A 12,368-nucleotide genomic window follows, 5' to 3' on the forward strand; every position below is an offset into this window, starting at 1 on the left:
ACATCCAAGAGTTCGCTGCTGCCTTTGTATTGTTCACGCCTTATGCTAAGCCTGGAGATAGTAAGTGTACAACACCTGTGTACCTTTCTCGTCCATGCCATTCTTCGATATTTCCTGATACAACGATTCAGCAAGAGCCAGTCCAGGGGTTTTCATACCCATTGCTTGGGCCGACTCAAGAGCAATTCCCATATCCTTAATAAAATGTTTCACGTAAAATCCAGGCTCATAGTCGCCTTTGATCATACGCGGTCCAAGGTTGCTGAGAGACCAGCTTCCGGCTGCGCCTGTCGCAATGCTTTTCAGCACATTCTCCGCGTCCAGTCCCGACGTCTTGGCATAGGCGAGTGCTTCGCATACACCCATCATGCCAGAAGCGATGGCAATCTGATTGCACATTTTGGTATGCTGTCCGGCGCCCGGCTTGCCCTGCAGCACGATGTTGGTGCCCATTTGTTCAAACAGCGGACGCACGGCCTCGAAGGCATCTGCGTCCCCCCCTACCATAATGGACAGCCTGCCGTCCCGTGCGCCGATATCGCCGCCGGATACAGGCGCGTCCAGCGCATGCAGCCCTCGGGCTGCAGCTGCCTCCGAGATGCGTGCGGCCAGCAGCGGACTGGAGGTCGTCATGTCAATCAGGTAGGAGCCCGGTTTAGCGTGAGCCACAAGCCCATTTTCCCCGAGATAAATCTCCTCCACATCTTTCGGATAACCGACCATCGTAATAATTACATCACACACCGCTGCCAATGCAGCAGGTGTCTCATGCCAGACAGCCCCTTGATTCACCAGCTCCTCTGCTTTAGCAGCGGTACGAGTGTATACATGAAGTGCATATCCTGCGCGCTGGATATGACCCGCCATGCTTTTGCCCATAACGCCAGTTCCAATAAAGCCTACTTTAGTTTCTTCAGGTGATTTTACCGATTGTGTCATTGCAGATTCCTCCCTGTTCCTTGCGTGATATAGTGCTCGTCTACACTTCCTTGAGCCGGGCCCGACCTCAGCTTACAAGAGTGTAGAGGGTGAATATTTATCGCATTCCTCTCTAACGATCTCAGGAAACCTTATTCGGTGAAATTTATATCAAACTGAGAGCGAATCATGTGTTTTTAGCGAAATAAAGCTTCTGCAGATCGTTACGTGAGAAACAATACGCTTACGCTATTTAGCGAATACTTATATCATACATCGTAACTCTCAACCTGAACCCTCATCCCATCCTGGATTACCGGCTCAAACGGCTTCAAACTCACCCATTACTCACTTCTCCAACTTAAAGCTTCAACCCCTGCAAGCCTCGACTCGAATTTTAAAGCAGTCCTCCCCAGATCTAACCTTTACGTCACACCTTCCACCGATACCGCTAGCTTAATCAACTACTCCACACACCTTCTACTCTAAAACAAACTGACGTTTCCGTCATGTTGTCTTGAGCTGAGACTGAGATGGCTCTAATGACCAATATTCAGGAATTGAACTGGAGGGAGCCGGGTAGTAGTACCATACGATTTACGGGATTCATGGGTTCTTTCATCTATATGTTATAGCTTTCTACCCGGTCCGTCTATCTCGGGCTGGATTTTCTGTGAAAAAAACTGAAAAACGAATCATTTTCTCATAGACTGTACAACCTAACGGAAACGTAGTGAAGCGGAAGGGAGATTCACATGGGGCAGGAACAAGGACAGATTACAATCTGGTTATCCATTTCAATTATTTTACTCAGCGCAGGGCTCGTCTGCCATGTCTTGTCCATTCCCGCTATTCTGGATATGGCCGGTCGGGACGGATGGCTGTCTGTGCTTGCAGCAGCACCGCTGTTTCTGCTTTTTCTGGCTATGATGTTTATCATTATGCGTCGTATTCACGGGCAGCGGCTCCCGGACTGGATTGCGAGGGAATTCGGTAGCGTAACCGCATGGATTTTTCGCATTACCGCAGCCCTTCTGCTTTTTTCATTAGGGACACATACCTTATATGAAACGACCAACTGGACCGTATCGACTTACCTTCCTTTTACGCCAACTTATGTACTCGCGGGTGGAGGAGCCTTGGTTGCTGCATGGTCCGCCGCCAAAGGGATTCGCTCCATCGCGATGACCTCTAGCATTCTGTTGCCGCTTGTCATTGTGCTTGGGTACTTTGTAATGTCCGCTAATATGAAATACAAGGACTATAGCCAGCTGTTTCCTATGCTGGAGAATGGCTGGGCTCCCGTGATGCGAGGTGTAATCTACTCACTAGCGGGGCTGATGGAAATCTGGATTCTGATGCTCTTTCAGCATGAGATCAAAAGCAGGTTTCGCTGGTGGCATATTCTGTTGCTGGGCATTTTTATGATCAGTATGGCCATTGGCCCCACAATCGGTGCGATTGTGGAATTCGGACCAGAAGAGGCAGCAAAACAGCGAAACAGTCCATTTGAACAATGGAAGCTGGTCAATATCGGGAAGTTATTTCAACACGTGGATTTCCTATCCATCTATCAGTGGCTCAGCGGATCTTTTGCTCGTGTAGCGATCTCCATGTACCTGATTGTTGATCTGCTCAACTTCCGCAGACCCAAAAAACGGTACATTGCTATCCTCAGTGTCACACTGCTTATGTGTGCTTTAGCCATCCAATGGTGGCGAATTGATTATGTCGATTATTATGTGGACCACATTCAATTTCCTGTCATGCTGTCTTACGTCTCAATCGTCACTATTTTGCTTACTTTGGCTTCTCTAATACATAAAAAGGACAAGGAGGAATCTTCGCATGCCCCTTCCGCCGCGAACGACACCAATGCATCCAGAGGATGAGCCTTTCCGCGTCACGCAGCATCACCTGACAACCTTTTTCTCGGGATCGGATGATGTCATTATAGACAGTCATACCCTTGGAGATGGACAAGCGAAGCTGCTGCTGGCCTACTGCAGCGGTATGGTTGATACCCAGATTATCTATGATATCATCCTGCCGGAACTCAAACGAGCCTATGAATTGACCCGTTTCATACGTTTGTCCGATATTGAGAAGCATATCAGTCTAGAATGGAATGTTATTGATACTCAGGACTCGCAATACGGCGCAGAGCTGATATCACTTCGTGTATTTGAAGGGCACCTGCTTATTGGTCTGCCTTCGCTCCAGAGGATGTGGAGTATGGATATATCCAACATCCCGACACGAAGTCCTCAGGAATCTACGACCGAGGTATCTATTCGCGGAGCACGGGATGGCTTCATTGAACCTTTAGCGGTAAATGTCGCTTTGATTCGTACCCGGCTGAGAACGGCTGATCTGGCCTGCAACATTGAGCTGATCGGTTCACTATCTGCAACCAAGGTAGCATTGATGTATATGAAAAACATAGCCAACCCCGGGCTGATTGATGACGTAAAACATCGTCTGCGCACCATCCAGACCGAACGTCTGATGACAGCCAACGAACTGGAGGAGTTATTGTCTCCTGCCAAAATTACGTTGTTCCCGTTAACGCATTATACGGGAAGACCTGATTTTGCAGCAGAATGCTTGCTGAACGGTCGTTTTATTCTCATTGTCGATGGCAATCCGAGCGCCATTATCGGTCCCGTTAATTTGTTTCTTCTGCTCAAGTCACCAGAGGATGCAAGCTTTCCCTTTTTGTCAGTCAATATGGGACGTATGCTGCGATTCATCGGTCTTTTTATCACCCTTTTTCTTCCAGGCTTCTATATTGCATTGACCTCTTTTCATATGGACCAGATTCCTTTCCCTCTAGTGGCAACGATCTCTGTCGGCAGGATGGGATTACCGATGGAGTCTGGTGTGGAGATGTTTCTGATTATGCTGCTTATGGAATTATTCCGTGAAGCAGGGGTTCGCTTGCCTAGTGCGATTGGTCAGACACTAACTGTTGTAGGTGGTCTGATTATCGGTGATTCTGCCATCCGGGCAGGCATGGTTTCACCGCTGATGATTGTTGTCATCGCCTTAACCATCGTAGCCGGTGCGACCATAGTCAATCAGGTCATGACCAGTTCAATTCTGATTCTGCGCTTCATGTGTTTCATACTCGGAGCCACACTAGGAATCTACGGATTCATTCTGTCCATGATTCTGTTTCTGATCTATCTGACAGACCTGAGGTCCTTCGGCATCCCGTATCTGACCCCATTATCACCGCTTAACATCCGGCAAGCCCTCGTATCCTTGTTCAAAATGCCCACCAGTCTCCGAAAACGCCGTCCCGTCTATCTGGAGACACAAAAACCGAGCAAACAAGGAAAAAGGAAATGAACCGATTCCTTACACGTTTCCTGTTGGCATTGCTTAGCCTGTCTCTTTGCCTCATGACAACCGGATGTTGGAGTTCTTACGAGATTCAGCAGGTCGATTACGCCAAAGCCATCGGTGTTGAATACAAGGACGGCATGTACCACCTCTATGTCCAGACATTGGACTTCTCCAGTGTGGCCAAAAGTGAAAACTCCAGCAAAACGTCGGAAGCTCCGCCGATCTGGGTAGGCCATGCTCAAGGCGAAACGATGAGCCTTGCCATGAATGAATTGTGGCGCGCCTCCCAGCTTCACATTGCCTGGGGTCACGTCACCGCCATCGTTCTAGCAGAAAGCGTGTTGAACACCAAGCATATTCAGGACGTATTTGATATGATGGGCCGCTTCCCAGAAGCGCGTTACACGACATGGGTGTACGGTACCAAAGATTCTCTGCTGGATATTCTCAGCACCGCATCAATTTACAATCTGTCACCGCTGGACAGTGTGCTGCATAATCCGCTACCCAGCTATCTGGAGAATTCCTTGTTTAAGCCTGTACTTAGCTTTGAGTTGATTGCAACGCACAATGATCCGGCAACGACAACGTATCTACCCGCCATCTCCTTAAATAAAGAGCTGTGGCTGCAGAACAAAAACAAGCATGAATTGTTCCTGATTGAAGGCGCGTTTTTCGAGCGAATGGGTGAGAAATTTGAGTTTATGCCTAAAAATCAGCTGCCTGGTTATCACTGGCTGATCAAAGGCATGCGCAGAGCTCCACTGCTTATACAAAAAGATGATGTCATCTATGGGGCGTTAAGTGTAGGATTACCTACAATCAAGATCAAGCCAATTATACGGGGGGAACGGGTCACATTCGAAATAGATGCCAAATATCTGACCGCTCTGTACGAATATCTGGTGCCTATATCTTATGATGAAATGACCCGGGTTAGCGAGGAAACCCTCAAAAAGCAGATTATGGAAACCTATCGCAACGGCTTGAAGCGAGGGGTGGATGTGTATGGTCTGCAGGAGCAGTTGTACCGTAAAAACCCGAAGCTGTGGCACAAGCTGAGCGGGGATGGAGAGCATCTGATTCTTACCGAGGATTCCATTGAAGAGTTAAACATTCACCTGACGATTCCATATACAGGCCGATATAAACGGAAAGTGTAACAGACAAAGATAACAAAGATGCAACAGCCCTTCCACTGCTCATATGAAACAGGTATCGGAAGGGCTTCTTTATTTGTTTTTTTATCGTGTCCCCTCTGTCCTCTTACTGCCGTTCATTATTATATAGTCCATCACTCGTAATCGTGTTGTGAGAATTAAAAATTGCGGGATGAATACAAAAATCACATATAGCAGCACAATTAACCATAGATGCGCAGCAAAGTGTTCTGCTCCGAACGAAGACTCTGGCCGCTCGATAACATAAAACCATATTGGAATGGCTACTCCCCATGCTAGCACGGTAGAGACCAGCAAATCCTTCACATCACTCCATAAGAAACAAAACAAAGCTGCAAATAGTATGGGAAAAACCCATGAATCCAAGATTGGTCCCCAGCTCTGAAACATAAAAATGATCGCAGGATACAGAAGGTTGATTGTCCAGCGCCAGATTGGTTTTTTATAGATTGACATGCTTCCTCCTTCTTGGAAAAACAATAGAAATTCAAGCATATTTTTGAATGCCATAGCTCACACTACCTTTAGAAAAATACGGAAGGAGTAACGGTATGATTTTGAAAAAACAATTAGTCGCTATAGGAGCCATATTCGTATGTACATCCTTGGTATGGGGGTGTGGAAACGGGAACAATAATACCAGCCGATCGGCCGTAGATCAGCCTAATCTTAATGAACAGGCCCAAAGCTGGGGAGACCCTAAACGCCTGGAAGCCTCTCACCTTGAAGCACTTGAACGCATGGAGAAGGATCACATTCATCGCATGGTGTCCCTGAGCGTAAGTACGGATGAGGATCAGGTCATGACAACACTGGAACGTTCCAGTCAGAAACTTGAAGAGATGAGACCACTCGCCGAGATGTTACAGTATGACGGTCATCCTGCTTTACTACAACGAATTCAGGAGATGTCAGGAGACATCGAAGGCTCCAAGAATGCAGTGACCGAAATGAAAAGCAAACCTCAAGCCGGGAAAATTAAAATCCAGTCTGCGAAAACGGATGCCCTGCAGCATATCAACAGTTTTCGTGACTACCATGAATATGTGCAGGGTCAGGTCAAAATGATGAATAAACAATAATGAACTATAGTTAGAGTCGGAGCTTGTTCTCTCCCGATTCTAACTATTTTTTTGTTTCTTATACCGCTACTCTACCCAAAGAGATACGCAGATGAATACACAGAAAAATACAACAGGTGCCAGCGCTCCAGTGGCGATGCAGACCCAGAGCTTAACTGGTTTAGCAGTATTCCAGGAATCTTTAATCCAGCTCAAGCGCTCATTGCGCCAATGCTTGAACCTTAATTGACGGATCATACGCTGCATAACCTGCCGCCGTTCCCCTTCCGAAAACTCGCCCAGTACATGACCAAGCTCCTCATACAAATGCCCCTCTGTCTGACTTGCTTCAAACTTTGTTGTATTCATGAATATCCCTCCTCTTCGTTCATTTCTGTATTCCATAAAATAAATAACACTCCAGAGACAAAAAAGTTTGATGCAAAGCATGTTTTATATCATGTATATCAGCAAAACAAATATCAGAAAAAGCTTACAATATCAGAATTGAAATCCATTTTACAATAACATACATTGGTATTATGCCAAGTTTATCATTTTTCCTTGCTAATTTTGACAGAAAACCACTCACTTTTACATCTACATCTACATCTACATCTACATCTACATCTACATCTACATCTACGAAACGGAGGAAGGAATGAAGAACGAAGCACACGCTGTGAAACATAACTACGCCAAGCTGTTCGGTGCCTTTTCCCTTACTTTTCTAGGAGATGGATTAACGCTCGCTGCTGTACCCTGGCTTGTCTCCACCCTAACGACAGATACGTTATATGCATCTATTACGATGACAGCCTTACGTCTGCCTTGGCTAATTTTCAGTCTGCCGGTTGGCGTTCTCATTGACCGATATTCACGCAAGCATATGCTCGTTGGAGCCATCTTTACCCGCATGCTGTTTCTATTGATGCTGACAATCTGTATCTGGGGAGGCTGGATCAGCATACCGTTGCTTGCCTTGTTTATGTTCGGAATCGGTCTGAGTCGTGTTGTCTTTGACAGTACGGTGCAAACGATTATTCCGCAGATTGTGGAGGAAAAAAAGCTGGAAAAGGCCAATGGCCAGTTCACAGCCGGGCAGCTGATTACCAGCGATATTCTGGGTGTAGCCCTCGGCGGGTTTATTATCACGATGCATATCGTGTATCCTTTTGCCATCGACACCGTAACAGCGGTGCTCTCCCTTCTGCTAATCATTGGCTTACGCGGCAGCTTCCAGCCGAATATCACGAAAGCAGTCCAAGCTCAGGAAACGTCTACGGCAACTTCCAAGCAACAAACAACCCAGGAGGAGAACAAGCAGCAGGCCCGTCCAATGAAAAATTGGAAAAGGGAAATGTGGCTGGGGATTCGCTATATATTTCAGGATCAGTTTCTACGCGGTTTGGCTATATTGTCAGTTACCATTACGCTGATGTTCTCCATGATTCTCGTAACCCAGATTTTCTTTGTACGTGAAGTGCTGCAGCTTGAAGCCTACTCTTTTGGTATCCTGATCTCGATCGCCACTTTCGGCAGTATTCTGGGCAGTCAGGCTGTGGCTTCTATGGGTAAACGCTGGAGTTCGAAGCAGCTCATCCTTTTATCTATCCTAGCTATGGGCCTGCTCTATGGAGCAGTTGGTCTGACATCCAATGCTTACCTTGTTGGCGGTCTGTACTTCTGCGCAGCTTTCTTCATCGTTGTCTACAATGTAGTTCGTTCGTCGATCCTGCAGCGCTTCGTCCCTAATGAACTGCTTGGGCGTGTAGGCAGTGTGTTCCGTTTCCTATCCTTTGGCATCAGCGCCATTGGCACCATGCTGGGCGGCTTGCTCGTTCGCGTGAGCGAAAATTTCTTTGATCGTCTGTTCTCCCTGCAGTTGCCCTACTTGCTGTTAAGTGTGGTTTACATCGTCGCCTGCTTGCTGGTTGCCTCCAAAATGCGAAATGTATCTGAGCAGCAACAGCAGCAGTCGTCCATATCATGATGTAGTTCATTATGTACACTCAAAATAGAACTAAGAAAAAAGCGGGCTCCGTGGGATACTTCCCACTTGAGCCCGCTTTTCGGTAAATTATAGTCTACGTATGACTATATGATTAAGCCTGATTCAGTTCCGCATTCAAGCAGATCGAACCGTGCTGACGCACGTTAACCACGATCACTGGTGTATCCAGCATGCCGCGCATCCAGTTCATATACTCTTCTGCTTTGGCATTAGGAACAATCGCCAGAATAACGCCTGCGAATCCACCGCCATGCACTCGGCATGCGCCGTCTCCCAGATTGCTCAAATAGTTCTCGGTCAGCGCAAGCGCCACTGAGATTTCCTGTGCACGAGTCGCACCGCTTTGATATACATTTTGCAGCCATTTCCATGACGAGTTCCCGGATGCAGTGATCAGTGACAAGAAGTCAGTAAAACGACCTTCACGCAAAGCCGCCACTTGTCCATCCACCCGTTTGTTCTCAGCCAGGAAATGCAGCGCACGCAATACCGCACGATCTCCAGCCGCTTCACGGATCGCAGGCAGCTTCGCATAGATGTCCTCTTCCGAAATTTCACGCACGTATTCAGCACCAAGTGCCTTCGCGACAGCCTTCATCTCGTTCGGAACAGCAGCATAATCTTCCGTCAGGTCGGCGTGGTTGCCGCCCGTATTCACGATGACCAAGGAATATCCGTTTTCCTGGAAGTTCCATTCCACAGGCTCAATCACAGGTTCAGCCGGATTAGCAAAATCAATCGAAATCAGGCCGCCGTATGCACAAGCCATCTGATCCAGCAGGCCGGACGGTTTGTTCCAGTAATGATTTTCCGCATACTGTCCGATTTTTGCCAGTGTCACCACATCCAGCTTGCCATCATTGTAGAAATGGTTCAGGATGGTGCAGATCAGCATTTCAAAGGATGCGGAAGAACTTACACCCGAAGCCGCAAATACGTTACTGGAGATATCCGCTTTGAATCCACCAATGTTGAAGCCGAGCTCCACAAATCCTGCAGCCATACCTCGAATCAATCCGGTTGTACCATCGTCTTCCGTATTAGGCTTCAAGTCTGCCAGGTTGATGACATACTTTTTGTCGTATCCCTCAGAGTAGAACGTAATCACGTTGTCGCCTGTCGGTACTGCTACTGCAATCGTGTCCAGTGTGATGCTTCCCGCCAGCACTTTACCATGGTTATGATCCGTATGATTGCCGCCGATCTCGCTACGGCCCGGGGAACTGAACAGATGCATGTTCTCCTGCTCACCAAAGTGTTCACGGAATGAAGCATCCAGCTTCACATAACGCGCCCCCTGCTCCTCTACATGCTGTGGTCCGTACATTTGTGCAAGCAAGGCATGTCCCTGTGTTGATTGAATAAGCTGTGTTACCTGTGTGGTCATCTCTATTCCTCCCATTTCATATGCAAGCGGCATGTAACCGCTATCCCTTATGTCGTCTAAAATCCTTCATCGGATTAGCCATCCCCATTATCTCAGCTTCTGAGCCGAAAAGGTAGGGCAGAATTGAAATTTTGGAAGCGTTTTTTGAAACATATGTCCATTTGGAAAAATGCGGAGAGGCCGGATCCTCCGATGCGTAACATATACCCTAGAAGAGAACAGAGAGATACAGAACGACGTTATCATTTCTATCTTATTTTTATTAAATTGATGTGGGACTATACATGTCGAGAAGAAAGTTCTTCTAAACTATGGCAGTTCCTGATGACGTTTCTACAAAATAAAAAAAACCTTTAAGACTCGCTCCCATATAGAGCAGATTGTTAAAGGTCCGAGACATACGGTGAACAGCAACTATGACTGTATGTGAGCTTAATGGATTGTTGCCGACTGTGCAGAGATGGAGACGTTACCTTCATTGACAATGATCTCGTTAAAAAAAGGCTCAAAAAATGTCACGGGGACATACATGACACCCTTAATCGACTGAACAGCTGCAGGAAGCTCCACATCCTGACTCAGATTAATAATCTTGAGCTTGCCCGTATATTGAACTTGCATACTGCCTTCCTTCACCATTGCAAACTGTATACTCTCATCTACCTTCACAGCTTTCTCCGCTGCAATCCAGCTAACTTTATAGCCAAGGGCTTCCGCCGTAGCTCGCAAAGGCACCATCACTGTTCCTTTTTGTTCAAAAGGCATCCGCTCTGCGCGTTTAACTTCTACAACTCTTCCATTGACCGTTAAGCTGTATTCTGGCGTGGACGCGGCTGCGCTGACTTTGGCAGCTGAAGCATATAATGATCCGGCCACGGATACAACGCATAGTGCAGCGATGAACATCATCATTTTTTTCATAGGAATCTCATCCCTTTCCTAGAATGTAGATTGGATCAAGCTTCAGACGTACTTAATGATTATTTTGTTTCACTTATACATTGAGTTGCTAATGGGTTTCTGCACGTTCTGCTTCTTCCATCCGATAATACTTAGTCAGATCAATTTATTTGGCCCTCGTCAGCTGCTCGGAAGTCCTCTGCCTTCTTATTAATATATGTCGCAATAACATGAGCCTCTTCTTCGTACCATCGGCTAAATTTGTGTAAATCATGCGTCAATCGGTCCACAATAGGTTCTAATGACCGGCTTTCGCTGGTCTCGATCAATCGCAAGATTGAATTAATTGCCGTTGGCAAACTTGCCAGAAATTCCTGTACATGCTGTTCCATCTTCTGACCGGCTGCTTTCAAATCCTCAACAGAGAGCTGTATGGTGACACCGTTTGCCGCTGCTGCATATTGTCCATATGCTCCCATTTTGGAACCATATTTCTGTAAAAGTTGATCAAATGCTTTCTGCATATTATCTTGTGCAACCAGTGATTTTAAATATGTATCAAAACGCAGGTTCCCATCAATCGGCTGTCCATCTACTGTTGAAAACAACTTGTTCTTAATGAATCCATGTTCATCAAACTGAAAATAAGCTAAATCATGCGTTTTCTCGTTGCCAAAAGAGTTCAAAAACTTCTGAATTGGATTTTGGTGAAAAAATGGGATTTCGATCGGGATATAATATTTGTCTTGCATACCCAAAAAGCTTTTGAAAAAGTTATACTCACTATACTTATCAGACTTTGGGATGGGGATATATATCCTTTGGTTTGCCTCATCGTATGTTTTATCAATGAACACACCTGTACCTACATTTTTCCTAGCGCTCATGACACCAGAACTAACAACATCCCCGGGATGTGATATGGAATAAATTTTGTTCTTAAAATCTCCGTTATCTATTTTCTTGATAATATCATCTGACAAAACAGGCAATATATTGGCTGGATCGTAAGTTACTGCGGATAGATCATTTCGTGCCGCGACATATTCGGCTAATCCACCGCCCAATGAATGCCCTGTTGTCGTGATATCGGCTGTAGGGTACTCCTTCTTAACAGTTTTATACAGTTCTTCTGCCTGATAAAATTGTGTATCCTTATATCCTTCATTCATCAATTTTTGGCTATATTTGCCTGGCAGTCGTTCTACTCCACTCTGATGCTGATTATATGTATTTTCAAGCTGTTTTGCTCTTCCAAGCACAACGTCCATTACGTCTGTTTCCAAATCAGGAAGCTTTGTGCTCAGAGGTCGGTCTCCGGGTTCTGTACCTCTGTATCCTATAATAATTTGATTGGTATTTTCATTGTGGAACACTTCAGCGTCAAATCCAGTCTTGCTGTCGTGTAATGTAGCTTGGGGTTTAACAATTTTCCAGCCGGGGATATCGTCAAATTCCTGCCCAATATTAATCTCCGTATCGTACACTTTCCTAGATATACTATGATATGTTTCTTCTGTTATATAGACGTTCATTACTATTCTCCTTTCTTTAGG

Annotated in this window: 10 protein-coding genes and 1 pseudogene; 5 read left to right on the forward strand and 6 right to left on the reverse strand. The window is 46.1% G+C overall.

Translation table 11 applies throughout. The annotated features are described in order from the left end of the window. Window positions 1-45 precede the first annotated feature (45 nt). Window positions 46-954: pseudogene (locus tag DFQ00_RS20115) on the reverse strand (NAD(P)-dependent oxidoreductase); the annotation flags it as partial. Between the two features lie 719 nt (window positions 955-1,673). Between DFQ00_RS20115 and DFQ00_RS20120 the strand changes: the two are divergent. From DFQ00_RS20120 to DFQ00_RS20130, 3 genes are read left to right on the forward strand one after another with little or no spacing between them, the layout of a single operon-like run. Then, entirely contained in the window at window positions 1,674-2,810 is a 1,137-nt protein-coding gene (locus DFQ00_RS20120) for a GerAB/ArcD/ProY family transporter (RefSeq protein WP_110898277.1), read from the forward strand. Continuing rightward, window positions 2,767-4,272 (forward strand): spore germination protein, encoded by a 1,506-nt coding sequence (locus tag DFQ00_RS20125; protein ID WP_110898278.1) that lies wholly within the window; start codon window positions 2,767-2,769, stop codon window positions 4,270-4,272. Before DFQ00_RS20120 ends, DFQ00_RS20125 begins: the two co-directional genes overlap by 44 nt. A gap of 53 nt (window positions 4,273-4,325) precedes the next feature. Then, complete coding sequence (locus tag DFQ00_RS20130; protein ID WP_208643807.1) at window positions 4,326-5,432, forward strand: Ger(x)C family spore germination protein; 1,107 nt, start codon at window positions 4,326-4,328, stop codon at window positions 5,430-5,432. 81 nt (window positions 5,433-5,513) lie between these two features. On the opposite strand, the gene DFQ00_RS20135 is transcribed toward DFQ00_RS20130, so the two are convergent. Further along, window positions 5,514-5,960: a hypothetical protein gene (locus DFQ00_RS20135; RefSeq protein ID WP_110898280.1), complete on the reverse strand. Its 447-nt coding sequence runs from the start codon at window positions 5,958-5,960 to the stop codon at window positions 5,514-5,516. Window positions 5,961-6,001: 41 nt separating this feature from the next. On the opposite strand from DFQ00_RS20135, the gene DFQ00_RS20140 reads away from it, so the two are divergent. After that, entirely contained in the window at window positions 6,002-6,532 is a 531-nt protein-coding gene (locus DFQ00_RS20140; protein ID WP_110898281.1) for a hypothetical protein, read from the forward strand. A 66-nt stretch (window positions 6,533-6,598) separates the two neighbouring features. Here the strand turns inward: DFQ00_RS20140 and DFQ00_RS20145 are convergent, their stop codons facing one another. After that, window positions 6,599-6,880: a hypothetical protein gene (locus tag DFQ00_RS20145; protein ID WP_110898282.1), complete on the reverse strand. Its 282-nt coding sequence runs from the start codon at window positions 6,878-6,880 to the stop codon at window positions 6,599-6,601. A 292-nt stretch (window positions 6,881-7,172) separates the two neighbouring features. Here DFQ00_RS20145 and DFQ00_RS20150 point away from each other — a divergent pair, with 292 nt between their 5' ends. Continuing rightward, complete coding sequence (locus DFQ00_RS20150) at window positions 7,173-8,504, forward strand: MFS transporter (RefSeq protein WP_110898283.1); 1,332 nt, start codon at window positions 7,173-7,175, stop codon at window positions 8,502-8,504. Window positions 8,505-8,616: 112 nt separating this feature from the next. Here DFQ00_RS20150 and DFQ00_RS20155 read toward each other — a convergent pair whose 3' ends face one another. The 3 genes from DFQ00_RS20155 to DFQ00_RS20165 all read right to left on the reverse strand — a co-directional run bounded on the left by DFQ00_RS20155 (window position 8,617) and on the right by DFQ00_RS20165 (window position 12,347). Continuing rightward, on the reverse strand, window positions 8,617-9,912 hold the full coding sequence (locus DFQ00_RS20155) for a galactokinase (RefSeq protein WP_110898284.1): 1,296 nt from the start codon (window positions 9,910-9,912) through the stop codon (window positions 8,617-8,619). Between the two features lie 432 nt (window positions 9,913-10,344). Further along, window positions 10,345-10,833: a copper amine oxidase N-terminal domain-containing protein gene (locus DFQ00_RS20160; RefSeq protein WP_110898285.1), complete on the reverse strand. Its 489-nt coding sequence runs from the start codon at window positions 10,831-10,833 to the stop codon at window positions 10,345-10,347. A 140-nt stretch (window positions 10,834-10,973) separates the two neighbouring features. Further along, complete coding sequence (locus DFQ00_RS20165) at window positions 10,974-12,347, reverse strand: lipase family protein (RefSeq protein WP_167433785.1); 1,374 nt, start codon at window positions 12,345-12,347, stop codon at window positions 10,974-10,976. Window positions 12,348-12,368 lie beyond the last annotated feature (21 nt).

The organism is Paenibacillus barcinonensis (assembly GCF_003217495.1).
GTDB classification, from domain to species: Bacteria; Bacillota; Bacilli; order Paenibacillales; family Paenibacillaceae; genus Paenibacillus; species Paenibacillus barcinonensis.